The 22,423-nt window shown below is 71.0% G+C and carries 19 protein-coding genes and 1 pseudogene; 9 read left to right on the forward strand and 11 right to left on the reverse strand.

Features of this window, described 5'->3' with window-relative positions; translation table 11 throughout:
- Positions 1–51: 51 nt before the first annotated feature.
- A complete protein-coding gene (locus V5O40_RS06960) occupies positions 52–4,089 on the forward strand; it encodes a non-ribosomal peptide synthetase (RefSeq protein ID WP_332904697.1) in 4,038 nt (1,345 codons plus the stop codon).
- Between the two features lie 74 nt (positions 4,090–4,163).
- On the opposite strand, the gene V5O40_RS06965 is transcribed toward V5O40_RS06960, so the two are convergent.
- Together V5O40_RS06965 and V5O40_RS06970 are read right to left on the reverse strand one after the other, a co-directional pair.
- The gene (locus V5O40_RS06965; RefSeq protein WP_332904698.1) at positions 4,164–5,723 is read right to left on the reverse strand and encodes an MFS transporter; all 1,560 of its coding nucleotides are present in this window, start codon (positions 5,721–5,723) and stop codon (positions 4,164–4,166) included.
- A gap of 75 nt (positions 5,724–5,798) precedes the next feature.
- Positions 5,799–7,628 (reverse strand): MFS transporter, encoded by a 1,830-nt coding sequence (locus tag V5O40_RS06970; protein WP_332904699.1) that lies wholly within the window; start codon positions 7,626–7,628, stop codon positions 5,799–5,801.
- A gap of 725 nt (positions 7,629–8,353) precedes the next feature.
- On the opposite strand from V5O40_RS06970, the gene V5O40_RS06975 reads away from it, so the two are divergent.
- On the forward strand, positions 8,354–8,872 hold the full coding sequence (locus tag V5O40_RS06975; protein WP_332904700.1) for a MarR family winged helix-turn-helix transcriptional regulator: 519 nt from the start codon (positions 8,354–8,356) through the stop codon (positions 8,870–8,872).
- A 184-nt stretch (positions 8,873–9,056) separates the two neighbouring features.
- Here the strand turns inward: V5O40_RS06975 and V5O40_RS06980 are convergent.
- The 3 genes and pseudogenes from V5O40_RS06980 to V5O40_RS06990 all read right to left on the reverse strand — a co-directional run.
- Positions 9,057–9,596 (reverse strand): annotated as a pseudogene (locus V5O40_RS06980) (STAS domain-containing protein); the annotation flags it as partial.
- Between the two features lie 88 nt (positions 9,597–9,684).
- On the reverse strand, positions 9,685–9,954 hold the full coding sequence (locus V5O40_RS06985) for a GlsB/YeaQ/YmgE family stress response membrane protein (RefSeq protein WP_164446898.1): 270 nt from the start codon (positions 9,952–9,954) through the stop codon (positions 9,685–9,687).
- A 43-nt stretch (positions 9,955–9,997) separates the two neighbouring features.
- Entirely contained in the window at positions 9,998–10,459 is a 462-nt protein-coding gene (locus tag V5O40_RS06990; RefSeq protein ID WP_332904702.1) for an STAS domain-containing protein, read from the reverse strand.
- A 153-nt stretch (positions 10,460–10,612) separates the two neighbouring features.
- On the opposite strand from V5O40_RS06990, the gene V5O40_RS06995 reads away from it, so the two are divergent.
- The 4 genes from V5O40_RS06995 (at position 10,613) to htpG (ending at position 15,252) form a co-directional block, all read left to right on the forward strand.
- Complete coding sequence (locus V5O40_RS06995; protein ID WP_269741554.1) at positions 10,613–11,302, forward strand: response regulator transcription factor; 690 nt, start codon at positions 10,613–10,615, stop codon at positions 11,300–11,302.
- Positions 11,299–12,654, forward strand: a complete 1,356-nt coding sequence (locus tag V5O40_RS07000; RefSeq protein WP_332904703.1) for a HAMP domain-containing sensor histidine kinase — start codon at positions 11,299–11,301, stop codon at positions 12,652–12,654. The genes V5O40_RS06995 and V5O40_RS07000 overlap by 4 nt, the downstream gene beginning before the upstream one ends.
- A complete protein-coding gene (locus V5O40_RS07005) occupies positions 12,651–13,247 on the forward strand; it encodes a GerMN domain-containing protein (protein WP_408631834.1) in 597 nt (198 codons plus the stop codon). The genes V5O40_RS07000 and V5O40_RS07005 overlap by 4 nt, the downstream gene beginning before the upstream one ends.
- A gap of 148 nt (positions 13,248–13,395) precedes the next feature.
- Positions 13,396–15,252 (forward strand): molecular chaperone HtpG, encoded by a 1,857-nt coding sequence (gene htpG / locus V5O40_RS07010; RefSeq protein ID WP_408631836.1) that lies wholly within the window; start codon positions 13,396–13,398, stop codon positions 15,250–15,252.
- Between the two features lie 293 nt (positions 15,253–15,545).
- Here the strand turns inward: htpG and V5O40_RS07015 are convergent, their stop codons facing one another.
- The 3 genes from V5O40_RS07015 to V5O40_RS07025 form a co-directional block, all read right to left on the reverse strand.
- Positions 15,546–16,265 carry a VOC family protein gene (locus tag V5O40_RS07015; protein WP_332904705.1) on the reverse strand — a complete coding sequence of 240 codons (720 nt, stop codon included), beginning with the start codon at positions 16,263–16,265 and terminating at the stop codon, positions 15,546–15,548.
- 253 nt (positions 16,266–16,518) lie between these two features.
- Positions 16,519–17,247 carry a class I SAM-dependent methyltransferase gene (locus tag V5O40_RS07020; RefSeq protein ID WP_332904706.1) on the reverse strand — a complete coding sequence of 243 codons (729 nt, stop codon included), beginning with the start codon at positions 17,245–17,247 and terminating at the stop codon, positions 16,519–16,521.
- 102 nt (positions 17,248–17,349) lie between these two features.
- Positions 17,350–17,538 (reverse strand): hypothetical protein, encoded by a 189-nt coding sequence (locus tag V5O40_RS07025; RefSeq protein ID WP_332904707.1) that lies wholly within the window; start codon positions 17,536–17,538, stop codon positions 17,350–17,352.
- Positions 17,539–17,701: 163 nt separating this feature from the next.
- Between V5O40_RS07025 and V5O40_RS07030 the strand changes: the two genes are divergently transcribed.
- Positions 17,702–18,283, forward strand: a complete 582-nt coding sequence (locus V5O40_RS07030) for a hypothetical protein (protein WP_332904708.1) — start codon at positions 17,702–17,704, stop codon at positions 18,281–18,283.
- 41 nt (positions 18,284–18,324) lie between these two features.
- Positions 18,325–19,284, forward strand: coding sequence for a diacylglycerol/lipid kinase family protein (locus tag V5O40_RS07035; RefSeq protein ID WP_332904709.1), 960 nt, complete (start codon positions 18,325–18,327; stop codon positions 19,282–19,284).
- A gap of 3 nt (positions 19,285–19,287) precedes the next feature.
- Here V5O40_RS07035 and V5O40_RS07040 read toward each other — a convergent pair whose 3' ends face one another.
- Entirely contained in the window at positions 19,288–20,034 is a 747-nt protein-coding gene (locus V5O40_RS07040) for a phosphotransferase family protein (RefSeq protein WP_332904710.1), read from the reverse strand.
- A gap of 94 nt (positions 20,035–20,128) precedes the next feature.
- On the opposite strand from V5O40_RS07040, the gene V5O40_RS07045 reads away from it, so the two are divergent.
- On the forward strand, positions 20,129–20,656 hold the full coding sequence (locus tag V5O40_RS07045; RefSeq protein ID WP_332904711.1) for a GNAT family N-acetyltransferase: 528 nt from the start codon (positions 20,129–20,131) through the stop codon (positions 20,654–20,656).
- 122 nt (positions 20,657–20,778) lie between these two features.
- On the opposite strand, the gene V5O40_RS07050 is transcribed toward V5O40_RS07045, so the two are convergent.
- Complete coding sequence (locus V5O40_RS07050; protein WP_332904712.1) at positions 20,779–21,540, reverse strand: arginase family protein; 762 nt, start codon at positions 21,538–21,540, stop codon at positions 20,779–20,781.
- Between the two features lie 313 nt (positions 21,541–21,853).
- A complete protein-coding gene (locus V5O40_RS07055) occupies positions 21,854–22,291 on the reverse strand; it encodes a hypothetical protein (protein ID WP_332904713.1) in 438 nt (145 codons plus the stop codon).
- Between the last annotated feature and the right edge of the window lie 132 nt (positions 22,292–22,423).

Raw genomic sequence — 22,423 nt, forward strand, 5'->3', positions numbered from 1 at the left:
GGGCCCCGCCGCCGCGCGCGGCGGGGCCGGCGGTGTCCTGAAAGGAGTGAGATGTCCGACGAGACCTTCGACGGCAGGGTAGCCCGACTGGACGAGCGTCGGCGGCTGCTGCTGGAACGGATGCGGCAACAGCGCCGGCAGCCACCGGCGACGATCGGCGCCCGCCCGGCCGGCGACGAGCGGGTGCCGCTGTCGCGGGCCCAGGAACAGTTGTGGTTCCTCGCCCAGCTCGCGCCGGCCGAGCCGACGTACAACCTGGTGCAGGCCTCGTACCTGACCGGCGAGGTGGATACCGCCGCGCTGCGGCGGGCGTTGGACGGTGTGGTCGCCCGGCACGAGGCGTTGCGCACGGTCGTGGAGAGCGTCGACGGCGTGGCGTACCAGCGGGTGCTGCCGCCGGGGCCGGCCAGCCTGGTCGTCGACGACGTGTCCCGGCTGCCCGAGGAACAGCGCCGGCCGGCGGCGCTGACCCTGCTGCAACAGCAGGAGGTGCACCGCCCGTTCGACCTGGCCACCGGCCCGCTGTTCCGGGCCCGGCTGGTCCGGCTCGGTCCCACCGAGCACGCCCTCGCCGTCGCGGCGCACCACATCGTGGTCGACGGCTGGTCGATGGGCCTGATCCTGCGGGAACTGGCCGCCGCGTACGACGCCCACCGGCACGGCACGCCAGCGCGGCTGGACCCGCCCGCCCTGCAGTACCCGGACTTCGCCCGCTGGCAGCATCAGCAGCTGGCCACCGCCGAACTGGACAACCACCTTGGGTACTGGGCGCAGCGGCTGGCCGATCTGCCCACCCTGGAGCTGCCGGCCGATCGACCCCGACCGACCACCGCGTCGTTCCGGGGGGCGCTGCTGGAGCAACCACTGGATCCGCAACTGCACGCCGGGGTGCAGGCGTTGGCCAAGGAGACCGGCGCGAGTCCGTTCATGGTGCTGGTGGCCGCCTTCGCGGCGATGCTCGCCCGCTACACCGGCACCGACGATCTGGCCGTCGGCACCACCTTCAGCGGGCGCAGTCGCCCGGAGCTGGAGAGTGTGGTCGGGTTCTTCGCCAACATGGGGGTGCTGCGACTGGACACCTCGGGCGACCCCAGTTTCGCCACCCTGGTCGACCGGGCCCGGGACACCTGCCTGGGCGCGTGGGAACACCAGGACGCCCCGTTCGAGCGGGTGGTGCAACGGCTCGCCCCACCCCGCGACCCGGGCCGCAACCCGCTGTTCCAGGTGGCCGTGCAACTGCTGGACGGCTCCACCTGGGGTGGACCGACGCTGCCCGGCACCGACAGCACCCCGGTCGACCTGCGGCTGGACCGGTCCCGCTTCGACATGATGGTCAGCCTCGTCGACCACGGCGACCGGTACTCGGTGCTCACCGAGTACTCCACCGACCTGTTCGACGCACGGCGGGTACGCGCCATGCTCGACCACGTCGCCCGGCTGCTCGACGCGGGTCTGGCCGACCCGGGTACGACACTGTCGCGGTTGCCGATGCTCGATCCCGCCGAACGCGATCGGGTCCTGGCCCTCGGCACGGGCGAACGACGTGAGGTGGCTCCGGCCACCGTCCACCAGCTGGTCCGGGCGCAGGCCGAACGCAACCCCGACGCGGTGGCCGTCCGGCACGGCGATCACGAGCTGACCTACCGCGAGCTGCTGGATCGGGCCGCGCGGCGGGCGGCCGGTCTGCGCGCCGCCGGCCTGCGACCCGGCGACCGGGTGCCGGCGCTGCTGGACCGGGGCGTCGACGAGGTGCTGACGCCGCTGGCGATCTGGCACGCCGGCGGGGTGTACGTGCCGCTGGACACCGCCGCCCCACCGAACCGGCTGCGCCGGATCCTGACCAACTGCGCCGCCCGGCTCGTGCTCACCCGCACCGAGCACGTCGCCGGGGTGCCGGACGGTCCGTGGCGGACCCTCCTGCTCGACAGCGGCGACCTGGACTCCGCCGCCGGGCTCGCCCCGGAGCCGTCCACCGGCCCGGACGGCCTGGCGTACGTGCTGCACACCTCGGGCACGACGGGTGATCCGAAGGGTGTCCAGCTGCCGCACCGGGGTTTCGTCACCTATCTGGACTGGATGCGCGACCAGTGGCGCTGCGGGCCCGGTGACCGGGTGTTGCACGGCTGCGCGCCGGTGTTCGACCTGGCGGCGGGCGAGGTGCTGGCGGCGCTCACCTCCGGCGCCACGGTGGTGGTGATCGGCAAGGACCGGCTGCTATCGCCGGGCGGGCTCGCCGAGGTCCTGGCGGCCGAACGGATCACGCACCTGTTCCTGACCCCGACCACGCTCGGTCTGGTCGAGGGCGACACCGAGCGGTTCGACGCGCTGCGGGAGGTGCTGGTCGGCGGCGAGGTCTGCCCCGCCGACCTGGTGGCCCGGTGGGCGCGCCCGGGCCGGCGTCGGTTCGTCAACCTGTACGGCCCGACCGAGGCCACGGTTGGCTGCCTCGCCCATGACTGTACGGACTGGTCGGCAGCCACCCCACCGCCGATCGGCGTGACGATGCCGAACCGCCGCACCTACCTGGTCGACCGCTGGGACAACCCGGTCCCGGTCGGGGTGCCGGGGGAGATCCTGGTCGGCGGCGCGGCGCTGAGCACCGGCTACCTCAACGACGACGAGCTGACCCGAAGCCGGTTCACCGTGGATCCGTTCGATCCGCAGGGGCGGGTCTACCGCACCGGCGATCGTGGTCACTGGGACGCGCAGGGCCGGCTGCACTTCGGTGGCCGGCTGGACGGCCAGGTGAAGTTGCGCGGCCTACGCGTCGAACTCGACGAGATCGAGGCACTGCTGAGCCGGCACTCCGGGGTGGCCCGCGCCGCCGTGACCGTGGTCCGAGACGGCAACGGGGTGCAGCGGCTCGTCGGGTACGTGGTGGACGGTGCCGAGCCGGCCAGCGACGCGGACCTGCGCACGCACCTCAGCACGGAGCTGCCCGCCCACCTGGTGCCCGGCCGGTTCGTCCGACTGCCCGCCCTGCCGTTGACCACCAGCGGCAAGGTCAACCGGCGGGCGCTACCGGCACCGGAGGCGGCGGACACCGACGACACCGGCGCGGCCCCCACCACCGGGGCCGAGCGCCAGGTCGCGGAGATCTTCGCGGAGGTGCTGGGGGTGGCGCGGGTGGGCGCGGAGACGTCCTTCTTCGACCTCGGCGGGCACTCGTTGCAGGCGGCGCACGTGCTGGCCCGCATCGCCGGACGGATCGGCACGTCGGTGTCGCTCAAGCAGTTCTACGCCACCCCGACCGTCCGGGCGGTGGCCCGGTTCGTCGAGCACGGGCCGGTGGTGGACGCCTCGCCACTCGTCACGCTCAAGGCCGCCGGTTCGCGGCCCCGCCTCTACTGCCCGCACGCGGTCTCCGGCTCGCCGTACTGGTACCTGCCGCTGAGCCGGGCGTTGCACCCGGAGCAGACGGTGGACGGCTTCGAGGCGCCGGGACTGGAGGGCGGCATCGAGCCGGTCGACGACCTGGTGACGCTCGCCGGGCGGTACGTCGGCGCGCTGCGCGAGCGGCAGCCGCACGGGCCGTACCTGCTCGCCGGCTGGTCGATGGGGGGTTTCCTCTGCTTCGAGATGGCCCGGCAGCTCGCCGCCGCCGGTGCCGCACCGGATCTCGTGGTGATGATCGACTCCAATGAACCCGGCCCGTTGCCGCTGCCAAGTGAGCGCCAGGTGATGGAGACCTTCGTGGCCGACCTGGCCGGGCTCTCCGCGGCACCGGCACCGCCGCTGGACGCCGAGGTGGTCGACGCGGCCGATCCGATCGCGGCGCTCACCGGCTTCCTCGTCCGGCACGGACTGATCCCCTCGGACGTGCGGGCCGATTTCGTCGCCAACCGGTACGCGGTGTTCCGCGCCAACATGCGGGCCATCTACGGCTACCAACCGGCACCGTACGCCGGCCGGACGGTGCTGGTGCAGGCGGAGCGGGAGGCCAGCCGCGCGGCGTGGCGCCGGTGGAGCCCGGCGATGGAGGTGGTGACGCTGCCGGGCGACCACTACTCGATGTGGTCCCCGCAGCACCTGCCCGCGCTGGCGGCTCTCATCGACGACCAGGTGGCGCGGGTGCTCGACCTCGGCTGACCGGCGTCGGGGCCCGCCCAGACCATCGGCTGGGCGGGCCCCGGACGAGCATCGTCACCGGCGGCGGCCCCGGGTCACCTCGGGGCGGGGCGCGCTCCGGTCGGCGTGGACGCCTCCTCGACGGGGTCCGCTGCCGGTTCGACCTCGACCTCACCGGGGGGTGCGTTGCCCGGCGCCGCCACGGCCTCGACCTGCTCGACGGCGTCGCTGCTCGGCGTCGTCTCGGCCGACACCCGGGTGGACAGCCGCCAGGTCCGGTAGGCGAGCAGGAATCCCAGCATCAGCAGACCGGCGTCGACCCAGAGGCTACGGCTGAGCCCGAGCGCGGAACGGCTCGGGTCGTTCTCGGCGGTCGCCAGGTAGACCCCGCCGACGACGACCACGCTCACCACGCTGGCCAGCAGCGTTCCGGTCGACACCAGGGCCGACAGGGCGGCGGCGTAGCGGGGACCCACGGTCGCGGCCGTCTGCTCCACGAGCGTGCTGAAACCGGCCGCCATCCCCGCACCGGCGAGCAGCAGCAGCGCCGACACCACCACGATCGGCCAGCCGCCGGCCACCACGACCGCGAGTGCGGCCAGGGCCAGGGCGAACACCAGCAGGCCGGCGACCGGTAGCGGGCGGTGGAAGCGTTTCGGCAGCCGTGTCCAGGTGAGGCTGACGGCCGCGAAACCCACGGGGTACGGGATGAACATCAGCCCGGCCTGCAACGGCGTGTAGCCCAGCCCGTTCTGCACGTGCAGGGTGAGCGGAAACAGCACCCCGGCGAAGGCGAAGTTGAGGATGCAGCAGGCCAGCAGTCCCGACTTGACTCCTCGGGGTCGCAGCGCGTCGATCTCCAGCACGGGTTGTCCGCCCCGGGCGCCCAGCCGCAGCTCGTACCGGACGAACAGGACGAGCCCGGCCGTGCCGGCGGCGATGCTGGCCAGTGCCCACGCGGGCCAGCCCTGTTCCCGGCCGAAGACCAGCGGTGCGACCACCGCACCCATCGAGACGGCGAGCAGCAGGATGCCGACGATGTCGGGCCGGAACCGCGAGCTGGGCGTGTGCCCGGGCAGGTAACGCGGTGCCGCCGCCAGCAGGGCCAACCCGATCGGCACGTTCACCAGGAACGCGGCTCGCCAGCCGCTGCCCAGCACGTCGGCGCTGACGATCACGCCGCCGGCGATCTGACCGGCGGCCACGCCGAGCGCCAGGACCATCGAGTAGAGCCCGATGGCGCGGGCCCGGGCCGAGCCGGTGAAGACGAGCTGGATCACCGAGAGCACCTGCGGCACCATCATGGCCCCGAACGCGCCCTGCAGCAGGCGGGCGGCCACCAGGGTGCCCGCGGTCGGGGCGATCCCGCAGAGCAGGGAGCTGGCGGTGAAACCGGCCAGCCCGATCATGAACAGCCGCCGGTGCCCCACGTCGCCGCCGAGGCGCGCGCCGGTGACCACGAGCACCGCGAACATGAGCGTGTATCCGGACAGGATCAGTTGCAGAACGGCGCCGGAGGTGTTCAGGTCATCCTTGATGGTCTTGGTGGCCACGGCGACGATGGAGTTGTCCATCGTCGCCATGATCTGCGCCACCAGGAGGATGAGCAGCACCAGCCGGGCGCCGCGTGGTCGACCTTCGTCCTCAGTGGCCATCGACACTCCTCGCTCCTTTTTGTTGTCACGCCCGTTGCCGTGGTAGAGGCTTCCGTGCCGACAGTGGTTGCGCAACTACGTGCGGGTGGGTGTCGCGGCGGTACGGGCATCCTGCGGATCGTCGTCGTCGGAGGCTGCCGGCCGGATCGCCGGCACACCGTTGCCGGTCGCCGGCCACGCCACCGGCGCCGGGCTTTCGGTGCCGGTGGGGCCGGTGGCTGGCGCGGCCCCGGTCCGGTCCACCGGCCCGGTGCCGACGCCGCGACGCGCGAGCGGCCCGACCGAGGCGCCCAGCTCCGGTCCGAACACCAGCAGCAGGGCGGTGGCGGCCAGGCACAGCACACCCAGCGCGATGGCCGGCGCGACGAGCCCGCCGCCGAGGGAGAGAATCAGCAGCATGGTGGACGGTCCGAGGATGCCACCGACCTTCGTGGCCGCGCCGGCGAAGCCGGAGCCGGTGGCCCGCATCGCGGTCGGGTAGATCTCGGCGCTGTACGGCAGCAGCATCGCGTTGACCGCGGACAACGACAGCACCAGCAGGCCGATGGAGGCCAGCAGCAGCACCGTCCCGCCGCTGTCGGTGGTCCAGAGGGCCACTCCGCCGAGCCCGACCGCGGTTATCGCGATGAACAGTGCCAGCGCGCGGCGGCCGCTCCAGGCCGCGTAGAGCAGCACGACCAGCGCCAGGGCCGGGGTGGAGTAGAGCGCCGAGTCGGCCAGCAGCCCGCTCGCGACACCACCGGCCAGGCCCGCCTCGCGCAGCTGGGCGGGCAGCATCACCAGGAAGCCGAAGTTCACCAGGCCCCAGACGACACCGACCACGCCGATCACCGATGTCACCACCGGATACGCCCGCAGCATCGCCCCCACGCCGGGGCGCGTCGCGGCGGCGGTGTCGGCGACCGGTGGCGTGGCACCCAGATGGGACCCGTAGCGGCGGAGCACCGCCTCCGCCTCGGTGCGTCGCCCGGCGCGCAGCAGGTACAGCGGCGACTCGGGGATCAACGGCGCCATCAGCAACAGCAGCAGCCCGGAGGGCAGCCCGATCAACCAGAGTGCGCGCCAGGTCAGCGCCGGCTCCAGGTGGCGTGCCGCCTCGCTGGCCGCCAGATATCCGCCCAGACCACCGATCCCACCGACGGTCACCGCCACCCAGCCGCGGTGCCGACGTGGGGTCAGCTCGGCGATCAGCGTGAACACCAGGGGCAACAGGCCACCGGCGGAGGTGCCCATCGTGAAGCACATGACGAGGTTCCACTCGAAGGTGGGCATGGCCCCGCACGCCGAGGTCGCGATGAACAGCAGGGTGGCCAGGAGCAGGGCGGTCCGTCGACCGTACCGGTCGCCGAGCAGGCCCCAGACGACCGACCCGACCGCGGTGCCGGTGAGTGCCACCAGGGGCAGGATCGAGACCGATTCGAGGGACATGCCGTACTCGTCGCTCATGCCGGGCATGACGAAGCCGAGGGTCAGCGGCTTCATGATGTCGACCACCAGGGCGATGGTCAGCACCGCGCAGGTGATCCAGTACGCGGGTCGCAGCCGCCCGTGCTCGATCGACTCCACGGTGACGCTCGCGGAGTCCGGTCGTCGGACCCCCGCGAACAGCGCCCGCCCGGCCACCACCAGGCCGACGACGAGCAGCAGCATGCCGAGGATCATCGTCGGCGTCCACATGTCCATCGGCTCGCCGGGGCTCATCCCCTCCATGCCCGGCATGCTCTCCATGTCGTCCATGCCGTCCATGCCGGGCTCGGCCGACCCCATCCGGGCATGGTCGACCATCATCTTCACGTCGGGCAGTTGAAAAAGCACGCCGGCCGTCACCAACGCCACGCCGAGCAGGAAGCCGAGCGTGCCGCGGCGTTTCGCGGGTGCTGTGTCGGCAGTGCGGGATTCGGACATGGATGACCGACCTCCGAGCTGTCCCGAGACGAGAAGAACGTCGGCGAATTGGCGACCACCGAAATCTACAAGGGTGTTTCCCGGGTGACAACCGTCAATCATATGACTCATTTTGGTAAGTGGTTATGGATTGCTGCCTCCGGGAGGCTCACCCTGTTTGCGACCGGTTTGGTGGGCTCTGATCAGTCAATCAGCCGACGAGCGTTGCATGATCGCCCTGCGAGGTGTTAGGCTCACCCTAAGTGATCAACTGGTGGACCGGTGCCGCCCCATTGGCCGATAGTCGTCGCGTTTCAGCAGCTCAATGCCGGTGTGGCGTTTCGTTGGTCGCGGGAGACGCGCACCGTGTCGTCGGGTCGCACCAAGTGGTGCCGCCGCCCCCGCCAAGCCGGCAGGGCGCAGCGGCCGAACCGAACCCAGCAATTAACCGAGCATATGTATCGTCAATTGCTGGCAATCTATCCGTAACGCTCCGGGCCGCACGGAAATGCTAGTCTCGGGAACGATGCCCGCCGCCCGTCGCCTTTAGATCGAGGTTGGACTCGGGCCGGATCGGGCGTGAGCTGCTCCTTTCCCGAATCGGTGTCCAGCCACCGGTACGCGACCGCGACCCGGTACGCGCCGACCGTCCCGGATCGATCCCCTCGCTCACCGTCGGTGCTGCGGATGTGCCCCATGTGGACCGGTCGGCCCGATCCCGTCCGTGTTGTGCCAGCATGGAGGACATGACCATCCAGTCCGACCCGATGGCGTTGACGGACGAGGTGCGCGGTGAGCCGGCCGACGAGTTCGTCGGCGCCCTCGTCTCGCTGAGCCGGGTCATGGTGGCCGTCGCCATGCGGACGCTGGCGCGCATCGACGCCGACGTGACGCTCCAGCAGTTCCGGACGCTCGTGGTGCTGGTGCCCGGCCCGCAGCGGGTGATCGACCTGGCGAAGCTGCTCGGCGTGCAGTCGTCGACCGCCACCCGGATGTGCGACCGACTGGTCCGCAAGGGGTTGGTGGCCCGGCACGAGCGGGTGGCCGACCGCCGGGCTGCCTGGGTCGGGCTGACCGTCGCCGGCAAGGAACTTGTCGGCCTGGGCATGCGCGCCCGACAGCAGGAACTGGAGCGGATGCTGGCCGACCTGCGGCCCGGTCACACCGACGGCACCACCGACGCGCTGGTGGCGGTACTGGGCGCCGCTGGTGAGCTCACCGACGGAGCCTGGTGGCGGCAGTGGGCGGACTCGGTGGTGGAGTGAGGGACGCCCGCACTGCCGGGTGAACCGCGCGACCGAGGGCCGGTCCAGGTCAGACGGTGACTCGGCTGGCCGCCCGGCGGCGGGCCGTGGACACCGACGGCACCTCGGCGGCGGGCCGCGGTAGGTCGGACGGTGTCACGTCCACCGGCGAGACACCGACCGGGACGGCGTCCTGCGACGCCGCGATCCGCAGTTGATCGAGGGCGGCGTCGAGGCTGTCGAAGATCGGGAAGACCCCGTCGAGCTTCATCGTGTGCAGCACGGTGCGGATGAACCTTGACGGCGCGGCGAGGCAGAGCCGCCCGCCGCGCTCGCGTACGTCGCGGTGCGACCGGACGAGCATGCCCAGCCCGAGCGAGTCGATGACCTGCACGTGGGTCAGGTCCACCACCACCGTCCCGGCCACGTCGAACGCGCCGCGCAGCGCGGCCCGCAGCGCGTCACCGGTGTCCTGGTCTCCGCCGCCGTCGGCGGGCACCACCGCCGCCTCGGCGACGCCCGATCCAGCGCGGTCGCCGTCACCGAGGGGGCTGCCCGGCGGCAACGCGCTGCACCGGGGGCAGCGGTGCGGGCCGGTGGCGAACGGTGACCCGCTCCACCCGTGGTCGGAGACCAGCGTCCAGACGACCTCGGCGTCGGGCAGCACGCAGGCGGTGCCGGTGGTGGTGTCACCACAGACGTCGCAGATCAGGGTCATCAGGTTGTCGTCCGGTACGACGGTCATCCTGCTTCCTCTCCGGTACCGCGGCCGGTCGGCCGCGGTACGGGACTCGGGGCGGGGGCGGGTGAGACACCCTCGCCGTACGGACTCCTCACAGGGAGTCGGAGCGTTCCTTGCCGGTGGTGGCGACCACGATCACCACCGCGACCGCGGCCAGCCCGGCCTGCACGACCAGACCCAGGATGCTGAACCCCTGAACGCCGGCGAGCCAGGCGGTGATGGCACCGAGCAACGAGGCGACGGCGCCGATGGTCATGGTGAGCCACAGCGGCGCACCCGGGCGGCCGGGCAGGACCAGTCGGCCGAGCGCGCCGACGGCGAGGCCGACGGCGAGGGCCGTGACGATCCCGGCGCTGGTCATGCTGCTCCTCGTGCTCGCGGTCAGATGCGTCGGCTGCGGTGTGTCAGGTGCGTACCGTGACGGCGGCGCGGCCGTACGCGGCAGCGCGCGGGACCGTACCCCCCGGTGCCGGTGCCGGTGCCGGTGTCGCGTCGGCCGTCGGGACACCCGGCGCGGCGGTGATCGCCTCGGCGACCGGGGTCGAGGCGGCTCCGGCGTCGGTGTGCACCGGCAGGATCTGGTCCAGCCGGGCGGTCTGCAGGATGCGGGTGATGCGCGGGTTCGGGTTGCGTACGGCCAGCACACCGCCGGCACGGACCATCCGTCGGTGCACGTCGAGCAGCAGACCGATGGCGGCGGCGTCGATGTGCCGGCAACCCGCCAGGTCGATCACGACCTGACCGGGCCGCAGGGCCAGGAGTTGATCGAGGACCGCGCCGGTCTCCGGCAGGCAGCTCAGATCGAACTCGGTGATGGACACCTCCACCAGCGGCACCGAGCACTCGGGGCGTCGTGGTGCGGTCACGGCCAAGGCCCCCTCTCCTGCGGTCTCCGAGTGGCTCTCACCCTGCCCAGCGGGGTTGGCGGGCACCGCGCGGACGGATGACAGTTGCGTGACAAAACCCCCTGTTGTCGATCGTGGTTGGCCCGGCGGTCAGGGCTTGGGGATGATTCCGGTATGACAGCGGTACTGGTGATCGAGGACGACGACCGGATCCGGTTGGCGTTGCTGCTCGCTCTGGAGGACGAGGGCTACGAGGCCCGGGGAGCGGCCACCGCCGAGGAGGGGCTGCGCACGCAGCGCCGGGATCCCGCCGACTACGTCCTGGTCGACCTGATGCTGCCCGGCATCGACGGCTTCGAGGGCATCCGCCAGTTGCGCCGCGACGACGACGTACCGATCGTCGTGGTCAGCGCCCGCGACGACACCCACGACATCGTCGCCGCCCTCGAGGCCGGCGCCGACGACTACGTGGTCAAGCCGGTGGCGATCAAGGAACTGACCGCTCGGCTGCGCGCGCTGCGCCGGCGCGGACGTACGGTGACCGCCTCGGACGGCCCGCAGCCCGTGCCGGTGCTCGCCTTCGGTGACCTGGAGGTGAGCCCCGAGGCGGGGGAGGTGCGCCGCGCCGGTGAGCCGGTCGCGGTCACCCGGACCGAGTTCCGGCTGCTGTGCGAGCTGGCCGAACACGCCGGGCGGGTGCTCTCCCGGCAGCAGCTGCTCAGCCGGGTCTGGGGGTACGACAGCGGCGACGAACGGCTTGTCGACGTGCACGTCGGTCGGCTGCGCCAGAAGATCGAAGCCGATCCGGCCAACCCCCGGCACCTGGTGACGCTGCGCGGGCTGGGTTACAAACTGCAACGATGAGACGCCTCGGACTGCGTGCCCGGGTCACCGCCGCGTTCGCGATCGGTGCGTTGCTGTTGTCCGCCTCGATGGCCCTGGTGTCGTACGAGCTGACCCGCCGTACCCTGCTCGACGAGCGGGAACGCACGGTGCTGCGGGCGGCCTACTACGACGCGGCGGTGGTCCGCGCCGGGCTCGACACCGACAACCCGGACGTCGCGGAGGCGTTGCGGGCGTTGGACACCGGCACCGGCCGGCGACCCCTGGTGCTGCTCGACGGCGAGTGGTACGCCCGCAGCGCCGACAACGGGCTCACCACGATCGTGCCGACCCGGCTCCAGGAGCTGGTCGCGGCGGGGGAGCCGGCGGTGCAGCGGGTCCGCGTCAACGACAGTCCGGTGATGCTGGTCGGCGTGCCGCTGTCCGAGTCGACCGCCTTCTACGAGATCGCCTCGCTGCGGGAACTGGAACAGACCTTCCAGGTGCTGGCGCTGGCGCTCACCGCGGTCGCGATCATGATCGCCGGGTCCGGGGCGGCCCTCGGCTGGTACGCCACCCGGCACGGGCTGCGTCCGCTGACCGCCGTCGCCGACGCGGCCGAGCGGATCGCGGCCGGCGACTTCACCACCCGGCTCGCCCCCGACACCGATCCCGACCTGACCCGTCTCTCCACCTCCTTCAACCGGATGGTGGACGAGCTGGCCGGGCGGATCGACCGGGACCGGCGCTTCGCCGCCGACGTCAGTCACGAACTGCGGTCGCCGTTGCAGACCCTCGCCGCAGCCGCGAGTGTGCTGTCCCGGCGCCGGGAGAACCAGGACGAGCGGACCGCCACCGCGGCCCGGCTCGTCGCCGACGAGATCGACCGCTTTCAGCAACTGGTGAACGACCTGCTGGACCTGGCCCGTGGTGACCAACCGGTGCACCGGGAGTCGGTGGACCTGCCCGAGCTGGCCCGGCAGGCGTGCCGGGACCGGGACCTGCCGGAGTCGATGGTGCAGCTGGCGGCGGGGACGCCAGCCGGGTGGCGGGTGGACCGTCGCCGGGTCGCCCAGGTGCTGGCGAACCTGCTGGACAACGCCGAGCGGTACGGTGCGGGACCGGTCGCGGTGCGGCTGTCCCACGACGGGGACACGGGCGTGATCGAGGTCGACGACGAGGGCCCGGGAGTGCCGATGGAGGACCGCGAGGCGATCTTCGACCGCTTCGTCCGGGGCCGGGCGGCCAACTACCGGGGCGGCGGCGACGGCACCGGGCTGGGGCTGGCCCTGGTGGCCCAGCACGCCGCCGCGCACGGCGGAGACGCCTCGGTCAGCGACCGCCCGGAGGGCGGCGCCCGGTTCCGGGTCACCCTGCCGGGGAGCCTGTCATGACCCGCCCCGGCACCGGCCAGGCCGCGCGGACGGTCGGGGTCGCGGCGCTCGTCACCATGTTCGCCCTGCTCGGCGCGTGCGGGGTGCCCGCCGAGGATCGACCCCGCGCGGTCACCCCACCGCCGGTTCCCTTCCCGGCGACCGCCTCGGCCGCGCCGACGGCGGCGGAGACCGGCGCGGTGACCGAGGTGCTCTACTTCGCCCGCGACGAACGCCTGGTGCCGGTGATCCGCCGGGCCGACCAGGTGCCCGCGCTCGACGCGCAGCTGCGGGCCCTGCTGGCCGGGCCGACCCCCGCCGAGCGCGACGACGGGCTGACCAGTGCCCTGCCGGGAGCCTTCACCAGCGCGGTGGTCGAGCTGGTCGACGGGTTGGCCCGGGTCACCGTCGGGCTGACGGCGGTGGACACCGGACGCAGTGACGGCCGGCTGGCGTACGGTCAGATCGTCTGCACACTCACCGCCCGCACCGATGTCACGGCGGTGCTGTTCCTGGAGGGCGGCGCGCCGCTGAGCGTCCCCCGGGCGGACGGCTCGCTGTCGTCGGGACCGCTCACCGCGGCCGACTACGCCGTGTTGATCAATCCTCGGTGACGAGGACCGGACCACCCGACGCGCGCGCAGCGCGACGACTCGTATCCTTTCCGCGAACCGTCGTGCCGACGACCGGAAAGGACTTGGTGTGAACGACCGGGCCGAGACGTTGGAGTTCCAGGCCGAAGCGCGTCAGCTGCTCCGGCTGATGGTCCACTCGATCTACTCGAACAAGGACGTCTTCCTCCGCGAGTTGATCTCGAACGCGTCAGACGCGCTGGACAAGCTGCGCCTGGCGTCGATGGTCGACAAGGATCTCGCCGTCGACGCCGGCGACCTGCACATCGCCATCGAGGTCGACCGGGACGCCCGCACCCTCACCGTGCGGGACAACGGCATCGGCATGAGCCGCGACGAGGTGGTCTCCGTCATCGGCACCATCGCCAAGTCCGGCACCGCGGAACTGCTGCGGCAGCTGCGGGAGGCCAAGGACGCGGGCGCCTCGCAGGAGCTGATCGGCCAGTTCGGCGTCGGCTTCTACGCCGCGTTCATGGTGGCCGAGCGGGTCGAGCTGGTCACCCGGCGGGCCGGGGAGAGCGGTGGTACCCGCTGGGAGTCCACCGGCGAGGGCACCTACACCATCACCGAGCTGGACGACGCCCCACAGGGCACGGCGGTGACCCTGCACCTCAAGCCCGCCGACGCCGAGGACAACCTGCACGACTACACGGCCGAGTGGAGGATCCGGGAGATCGTCAAGCGTTACTCCGACTTCATCGCCCATCCGATCCGGATGACCGTCGAGCGGCCCGGTTCCGACGACGCCCCCGCCACCACCGAGACGGTGACCCTCAACTCGATGAAGGCACTGTGGGCCCGCCCGCGCGGCGAGGTCGAGCCCACTGAGTACCACGAGTTCTACAAGCACGTCAGCCACGACTGGGCGGACCCGCTGGAGACCATCCACATGCGGGGGGAGGGGACCTTCGAGTACGAGGCGCTGCTGTTCATCCCCACCCACGCGCCGCTGGACCTGTTCTCCCCTCAGGGCCGCCGGGGGGTGCAGCTCTACGTCAAGCGCGTGTTCATCATGGACGACTGCGACGCGCTGATGCCCAACTACCTGCGGTTCGTCAAGGGTGTGGTGGACGCCCACGACCTGTCGCTGAACATCTCCCGGGAGATCCTCCAGCAGGACCGGCAGATCCGCGCCGTCCGCCGTCGCCTGGTCAAGAAGATCCTCGCCACGGTCAAGGACCTCAAGACCGACCAGCCGGAGCGCTACCGCACCTTCTGGACCGAGTTCGGGCCGGTGGTCAAGGAAGGTCTGCTGGAGGACACCGACAACCAGGACACCCTGCTGGAGATCATCTCGGTGGCCTCCACCAACGACCCGGCCGAGCCGACGGACCTGGCCGGTTACCTCGAGCGGATGCGCGAGGGCCAGCAGGACATCTACTACGCCACCGGCGAGAACCGGGCCACCATCGAGAACTCCCCGCACATGGAGGCGTTCCGCGCCAAGGGCTACGAGGTGCTGCTGCTCACCGACCCGGTCGACGAGGTCTGGGTGGAGCGGGTCGGCAGCTACGCGGGCAAGACGCTGCGCTCGGTCGCCAAGGGGCAGGTCGACCTGGACACCGAGCAGGAGCGTACCGAGGCCGAGGCCGAACGGGAGCGGCAGCGTACCGAGTACGCCGACCTGCTCAGCTGGATGAGCACCGTGCTGGCGGACAACGTCAAGGAGGTCCGCCTGTCGTCGCGGCTGACCACCTCGCCGGCCTGTGTGGTCGGCGACGCGCACGACCTCACGCCCACCCTGGAGAAGATGTACCGGGCGATGGGGCAGGAGGTGCCGAAGGTCAAGCGGATCCTGGAGATCAACCCGACCCACCCACTCGTCACCGGCCTGCGCAAGGCACACGAGCAGGGCGCCACCGGCGACGCCCTGGCGGAGACCGCCGAGCTGCTCTACGGCACCGCGCTGCTCGCCGAGGGCGGCGACCTGGCCGACCCGGCGCGGTTCGCCCGGATCCTCGCCGACCGTCTCGCCCGCACCCTGTAGTCGCGGCCCGCTGTCGGGATCGGGTGACGTCGGAGCCCACTCGATCCCGTCAGCGGGCCGGCTCGGCGCGCAGTCGGCAAGGCCCACAACATGCCGTCGAGACGCGGGGCGGCGTCGGGTCTCGGCGTCGGTCGGGGCGGCGGCTCAGCGGGTGAGGCCGGCGATGGTGGCCAGCCGCGCCACGCCGGCCGGTGGTAGGCAGTCCGGTGCTCGGCCGCAGCCGCCGGCACCCGTCGCGCCGGATCACCACCTCGTTCTGCTTCGGCCGAGATGGGTGGCGTCGGCGTTCCGAGTCACCGCAGTGCCGCGGCGAGGTCGGCGGCGTTGTCGAACGCGGGTGCCGCCCTTTCGGATTCGTCCTCAGTGAGCGTGACGGACTTTGCGCGGGTCAGCATCTCGGCCGCAGTGTTGGGGTCGTGCAGCACCATCGCGAGTTCGGCGCGGTAGACCAGGACCTCCACCTGCTCGACCGGGTCGTCGTCGGCTTGTGGTCGGACCAACGCGCTGTCGAGGATCCGTACGGCCTGTCCGACGTTTCCTCTGGAATCGGCCTGCACGACAGCATTCGCCAGGGCCTTGGCCAGCCGCCCGGCCGGCGTGGCGGCCGGTATCGGCGCGGTGGCGGCGTCCCGGTAGACGCGGATCCAGTTGCCGCCCGGGTCGATGACGCTGAACCCGCCCAACCCGTCGGCGTTCTTCCGCGCCCGGGGCCGGGTCATCCGCGGCGTTCCGGAGACCAGGACCTTGCCGTACGCGGCGCGCATCCCAGCGGCGAACGCCCCGTGCAGTCCCTCGATGTCCGCGGTGAGGACGAGACAGGAGCCGTAGGACTGCTCCGGGTCGAACCCGGCGATCTCGAAGAACTGCAGCTGCAGGTCTTCCCGCTGCACCCCCACACACGCGTTGGGCTTGCGCTGCTTGTACGTGGTGCGGAAACCGAGAACTCCGTAGAAGGCCTCGATGTCGTCGATGGACGCGCACGGCAGCAGGGGAACGGTCCGCTCGTTGGTCATGCCTCCTTCCTAGACGTCGCAGGGTGTCCATCGCCCATGGAAACAGCCGATCATCGCCGTCGGCCATCCGATCGGCTGATGACCTGAGAACGCGAGGTCGCCGTGCTGAGCCATCGAGGGCTGCCTCCCTGCCGGCCACAGGACTCGCCAAGATCAGGCGTCGGGATTTAGCCGCGGACCGGGCGTCACGGAGCGCAGCCGCTGCCCATGGGCAGGCGCGAGGACACGCCCGAGAAGTTCAGTGTTGGTGCGGTCAGTGCGTTCGTCGCGCCACGAACACGTACTCCCGCCCAGGGCGGTCCGCGGCCTCGCGGACGTCGATGGTGGTGAAACCACTGGTCACCAGGGTCTGCTCGACCTCTGCTCGACTGCGGAACCTGAGGGTGGAGTCGGATTCCACCGAGAAGCCGTCGGAGGCGAAGGTGTACGTGTACCGGAAGGAGACGTATGGCAGCGCCACCCTGGTGACTTCCATGCGCCGTTCGACCTCACCGATGCCAGGAAGGTTTCGGGTGACGGGATCGGTGTCGAGGACCCATTCCTCCCAGGCGCGGCGCTGCGGGCGTCTCGTCTCGAACACGAGGTGGCCGCCGTCGCGTAGCGCACCACGGATGCCCTGCAGTGTCGCGCTCCAGTCATCGTCGTCAAGGAAGACTTGAGCCACGTTGCCGGTCATGACCGCGATGTCAGCTGACAGCCCGGGGAGCGTCGTGGCATTCCCGTGGAGCCAGGTGACCGCTGCGGCGCCGGGTTTGGATGCCGCCACCTCGAGGGAGGCGGCGGCGGGATCGACGCCGGTCACCTGTCGTCCGCTTCTCGCCAGCAGGATGGCCAGGGATCCGGTGCCGCATCCGACATCGAGCACGTGTCGGGCGTCGAACTCGTCGGCGATGCGAAGATATGCGTCGAGGTCTACGCGGTCGCCATCGAACGCGTCGTAGACAGGCGCGAGGCGCGGGTGGGCAAAGATGGCGTCGGGCATGCCACAGAACCGTAGCGATACGGATTGTCCGCGACCAGCAGTAATCGAAGCGGTTGGGATATCGCTCCTGCCGCACCGAACGCGGCGGCCTGATGTACTGCGTTACCGCTTCTGTGCTCGGTACTTCCGGAGCAGCGCCGTAATCTTGGCGTAGTCACGGGCGCCGTTCAGCTCGTTGAGCAACTCGTCTGGGCAGAGTTCATAAAGATCGCCCCACCACCGGCGACCTCGGTTGTCCCAGATCCGGTAGCCGCCATCAACGCCCCTCGCCACGTACCTTCGCCTCGCCACCGGTGGCAAGGTATCGCACGTCGTCCGAGTGGACACCCGCGGGAGCCTTGACGGTTGCGTGCGGACCTTGCGCAACAGTTCAGGCGAGTGCGCGAAATGGCCGCGACCCGTGCGGCTGAGTAACGAGGATGACGTCCGCGGCCGAGTCAGGGATCGTGATGCGGTGACGATCGCGGACGACATGGACGACGAGCAGAACTGGACGGGTGGCTTCTACGAACTCTGCCTGGTCCTCGGCGCATCTGACGATGACAACGTCGACCGGGCCCTACGGTCCCTGTGGCGTGCCGCCGGGGTCCGAGGCTGCCATGTTCGTCAGGCCGAGGGGGCCGGGTTGGTGGTGGTCGAGCTTGGCGTGGCCGCCCTCCAAACGCATGGTCACTTACTCGGGACGCTGACGCTGCCCTCGGGCGCCCGCGTCGTCTGCGGTGGGTTCCTGTCCCGGTACGAGGGCCTGGACACCTTGGAGCTTTACCTGCCACTGGGCGCGTTGTCCCGCCTCGATGGCCGGATCGGCGGCTACCCCTTCGACGACGTCAGTGGCGTGGAATCGTTGACGTGGCGTAGCGCGCTCGACCGGTGGCTGGCCGACATCGCGATCGCCGTGTACGACGAGGTGCCGTTCCAGCGCGCGCTCATCGGTTTCGAGATCGATGAGGACCGCGACATCAGCGGCGACGAGCGGCGTGCCGCGGTCCTGATGCCCCTCGCGGACGGCGTGGAGTACCGCCCCGCCAACACCTGACCAGGCGTGAAATCGCGGGCCGCCGGGTACCAGTGGCCGGCATGAGTGCGAGTGTGCTGGTGGATCCGGACCGGCCTGCGCCGGCCGTGGCGGTGGGCACCGTCGCGGTGGTGGCCCACCGGAAGAAGAACCTCGGTGGGGGCCTGGACGAGCTGCGCGCCGCCCTGGTCGGCGCGGGTGTCGAGCAGCTGCTCTGGTACGAGGTGCCCAAGAGCCGTAAGGCACCGAAGAAGGTCCGCAAGGCGCTCGACAAGGGTGCCGAACTGGTCTTCGTCTGGGGCGGCGACGGCATGGTCCAACGTTGCGCCGACACTCTCGCCGGGTCCCGCGTACCGATGGCGATCCTGCCGGCCGGCACCGCCAACCTGTTCGCCACCAACCTGGGCGTTCCCGAGGATCTGCGCGAGGCGGTCCGGATCGGTCTGCACGGGCGGCGGCGTCGGCTCGACCTGGGCAAGCTCAACGGCGAGCACTTCGCGGTGATGGCCGGTGCCGGCTTCGACGGCGACCTCATCCGCGAGGCCGACCGGGAGATGAAGGGGCGCCTCGGCCGGCTCGCCTACGTGTGGACCGGGCTGCGCCACGTGCGTGGCGAGCTGACCCGGACCCGGATCATCGTCGACGGAGCCCTGTGGTTCGACGGTGAGGCCAGTTGCGTGCTGTTCGGCAACGTCGGCACCATCACCGGCGGCATCCCCGCCTTCGACGACGCCCGCCCCGACAGCGGTTCGCTGGAGATCGGGGTCTCCACCGCCAGCGGCGCCGTCGACTGGGCCCGTACCCTCGGCAAGATGGCCACCGGCCGCTCCGAGGATTCCAAGTTCGTGCGGATCACCCGGGGCCGCAAGGTCAAGGTCCGCTTCGCCGACCCCAAGACGTACGAGTTGGACGGCGGTGCCCGCAGCACGGCCCGGAAACTGAAGGTACGCGCCGTGCCCGCCGCCCTGACCGTGTGCTGCCCGGAGCGGAACGCCGAGGAGGCCCCGGCCACGCCACAGTGAGCCTCACATCCGCGATCTGAGCACGTCGAACTCGCAGCCTCGTGCGGACGGGTCGAAGCCGTGTTCGATCAGCCAGCGGGACGCCAGCAGGCTGCGCAGCGACCACCACGCGCGAATCACGTCCCGGTCGACGTCGGTACCGTAACCGGCCAGGAGATCGTCGAGTCGCTCCTCGTGCCCGAGGGTCAGGACGGCCAGGTCGTACAGCGCGTCGCCGGGTGCCGCCTCGGACCAGTCGATCACGCCGGTGACCTCGTCGCCGTCGGTGAAGATGTGGGTGATCTGCAGGTCGCCGTGCATGAACACCGGCGTCCACGGCCGGATCGCGGCCTCGGCGATCTCGCGATTGCGGTCGACCAGATCCGCCGGCAGGGCGCCGCTGTCGACGAGCCAGGCGCATTCGCGTTCGAGTTCCGCGTCGAGGCCGACGAGCTTCCTGCCAACCCACGGCGGTGGTGGCGTGTCGTGCAGCTCCCGGATCACCGCGCCCGCCGCGGCCCACGCCGCCGGTGACGCGGGCGAGGGCTCGCCGAGACGACCGAGAGCCTGGCCGGGCACGGCGGCGATCGCGAGGACGGGCGGCTTGCACCACCGGACCTCGGGAGTCGGAACGGGCGCCAGCCGCATCGCCTCGACCTCGACATCGATGCGCGCCCGGTCACTGTCGACCTTCAGGAACAGCTCACCGACCCGCAGGGTCGCGCGCTCGCTGTGGGCGACGACGACCGTGACCTCATCCACACCGGCCATTATCGGGGATCGATCGGCGATGTAGCTGCGGGCGTCTGGATAAAGCAGCCGTGGCGCAGGGACAGGGCTTGCCGCCGTCACTACAGTGTCCGCTGTGCGTGACGGACCTTCGCGGATAGTCGTCCGGAAATGCCGACAGCGGGACGTCGCCGCTCTGGAGGAGTCCGCACCCACCGGTCGGAACCGCTACCACGAGGCCCGCTATCGCCGTCAGAGCGAGGGCACCAGCACCTTTCTGATCGCCCACCTCGATGACGTTCCGGCTGGCTGCGGCGAGATCTTGTGGGAGGGAGCCAAAGAGTCGGATGTGCGTGGCCGCTTCCCCGACTGCCCGGAGATCAACGGCTTGATCGTCGTTGCCGGACATCGGTCTCAGGGCGTCGGAACGACGATCATCCGGGCCGCCGAGGCAATCGCGTTGCGGCGCGGTCACCACCGGATCGGAATGGGCGTCGGCGAGGACAACTCCCGGGCGGGTGCGCTCTACCTTCGACTCGGATACCAGGACACCGGCTACCGCTACCTCGACCGCTACCACCACATCGACGAGCGAGGAACCCGACACGAGGTGACCGACCGCTGTCTGTTCCTGGTCAAGAGGCTTCGCGACGTTCCCGAGTGACGCCGTCGCAGCCGAGCACCGAGGTGCGACAGGCGGGTCGTCGGCAGCGGGCGCGGATGCGCCTCCGATCACCGCCGGACAAGCTGCCGTCAGTCGACCAGCGCGCAGGCCTGGACTGCGGCTCAGCGGGTGGCGAGAGCCGTCAGCCGGGACAGCAGCCCCGTACGGATGGCCCGCTGGCCCTCGTCCTCGGTCCGCAACCATGGGCAGGCCACATCGAACGCCACCACCCGGTTGGTCGCGAACAGTCGCGCGCAGGCGGCCAGGACGGCATCCGCCGACGGGCCGTTCGGCGCCGGGAAACGTAGACCGGGTACCTCGCCGGGGTCGATGACATCCACGTCGACGTGCAGGACCAGCGGGCCGGACGGCACGGTGTCCGCGGAAACCTCAGGGATCGGGATCCGGCGGGTCGCGCTGCCAGCCAGATAGTCGATTTCGGCGGGATCCAGGTCCCGCGCGTCGACCAACACCGTGCGCTCCGCCGGTACGGGCCGCAACCCGATCACGTCGGCGTACCGCTCCGGATGCGCGCCGTTCAGTAGCCGCAGCGCGAGACCTCCCAGATAGCCCGATGTGCTCGTCTGCACGGTGTGCACGTCACCGTGGGCGTCGAACCAGACAACCGCCGGGTCGACTCCCGCTCCTTGCACCCCGGTGACGGTGCCGCCGGCGACCATGCAGTCGCCGGAGACCACCACCGGTACGCGGCCCGCCGCCACCACCGGCGACACTGCCGCCGCGGTGGCGGAGCACACGCCCGCCAGGCGCCTCCAGGTGTCCCCGTCGAGTACCTGCGACCGAACGGTGATGTCTGCCGGCACCGGGATCTCATCGTCCAGCAGCCGCTCATCTTGGTGGTAGGGCACCAGGATCGTGGTCACGCCTCACCCTTCGTCGAGTCCACAGTCACCATTCACAGCATGAAGTTGTTATTGTCACCCCAGGTCAAGAGCGCCAGCGCGAACTTTTCGCCAACGCGTTCGAGGTGTGGAAAGTGGCCCGCGTTGACCTGAAGACCGATGCCCGTAACAGGGTCTTCCGCTTGGCGATCGAGCGTACGGGTGCGCGGTTCGAATGGTGACCGGCGTCGGCTACGTCTGGCCGACGCCGGTCAACGGCCGTCCGAGGCGGTACCGCGTGTCGAGCTGGTCAGGGGACGAGTGCCACAACTCGGGTTGGTGCTGCGGGGCTGGGTCAGAAGTACACCGTCTTGGTCTTCGAGTACGTGGTGTACTGGTTGCCCGGGTAGAAGGTTGATCCGGACACGGTGACGTCAGCCCTGCTGAACGCGTAGCTGGAGACGAGCTCGCCGGTGAAGGTCTCGCAGTTCTGGTAGTAGACGACGTGGGTGGCGGTGGCGGTTCCCCCCTTGATGGTCACGGTCGAACTCGGGTAGGTGCTCTGTCCACACAGCGTCACCGAGTAGCTCGCCTGGGCGCTTCCCGCCGCCCCGGTCAGGGTGCCGGTGGCGGTGCCGAGCGGGACCGTGTTGTTGTAGCCGCCCTTGACCGACACGCTGAACGGGGCCGTGCCTGCCTGGGCGCCGGCCGCGGGGAGCACGGCCACTGCGGCCGCGCCGGCGGCGCCGGCGGCCAACAGGCGGATGAAGCGGGAGGAACGGACTTGGGACATGCGTACTCCAGACGTAAAGGGGAATTGGCTCGCGGCGTGAGCCGACTGTGCACCCAAGGTTAGACGGAGTGCGGCGTGAAAGCACGTACTGAATTGAGGTCGGCGAATACAAGTACGCATGGCCGTCAATGT

Source organism: Micromonospora palythoicola, from assembly GCF_036689795.1.
In the GTDB taxonomy this organism is placed as follows: domain Bacteria; phylum Actinomycetota; class Actinomycetes; order Mycobacteriales; family Micromonosporaceae; genus Micromonospora; species Micromonospora palythoicola.

Coding starts and splice junctions, on each gene's coding strand:
- V5O40_RS06960 (WP_332904697.1), top strand. CDS start 52: ATGTCCGACGAGACCTTCGACGGCAGGGTAGCCCGACTGGACGAGCGT.
- V5O40_RS06965 (WP_332904698.1), bottom strand. CDS start 5,723: ATGGCCACTGAGGACGAAGGTCGACCACGCGGCGCCCGGCTGGTGCTG.
- V5O40_RS06970 (WP_332904699.1), bottom strand. CDS start 7,628: ATGTCCGAATCCCGCACTGCCGACACAGCACCCGCGAAACGCCGCGGC.
- V5O40_RS06975 (WP_332904700.1), top strand. CDS start 8,354: ATGACCATCCAGTCCGACCCGATGGCGTTGACGGACGAGGTGCGCGGT.
- V5O40_RS06985 (WP_164446898.1), bottom strand. CDS start 9,954: ATGACCAGCGCCGGGATCGTCACGGCCCTCGCCGTCGGCCTCGCCGTC.
- V5O40_RS06995 (WP_269741554.1), top strand. CDS start 10,613: ATGACAGCGGTACTGGTGATCGAGGACGACGACCGGATCCGGTTGGCG.
- V5O40_RS07000 (WP_332904703.1), top strand. CDS start 11,299: ATGAGACGCCTCGGACTGCGTGCCCGGGTCACCGCCGCGTTCGCGATC.
- V5O40_RS07005 (WP_408631834.1), top strand. CDS start 12,651: ATGACCCGCCCCGGCACCGGCCAGGCCGCGCGGACGGTCGGGGTCGCG.
- htpG (WP_408631836.1), top strand. CDS start 13,396: ATGGTCCACTCGATCTACTCGAACAAGGACGTCTTCCTCCGCGAGTTG.
- V5O40_RS07015 (WP_332904705.1), bottom strand. CDS start 16,265: ATGACCAACGAGCGGACCGTTCCCCTGCTGCCGTGCGCGTCCATCGAC.
- V5O40_RS07020 (WP_332904706.1), bottom strand. CDS start 17,247: ATGCCCGACGCCATCTTTGCCCACCCGCGCCTCGCGCCTGTCTACGAC.
- V5O40_RS07035 (WP_332904709.1), top strand. CDS start 18,325: ATGAGTGCGAGTGTGCTGGTGGATCCGGACCGGCCTGCGCCGGCCGTG.
- V5O40_RS07040 (WP_332904710.1), bottom strand. CDS start 20,034: ATGGCCGGTGTGGATGAGGTCACGGTCGTCGTCGCCCACAGCGAGCGC.
- V5O40_RS07055 (WP_332904713.1), bottom strand. CDS start 22,291: ATGTCCCAAGTCCGTTCCTCCCGCTTCATCCGCCTGTTGGCCGCCGGC.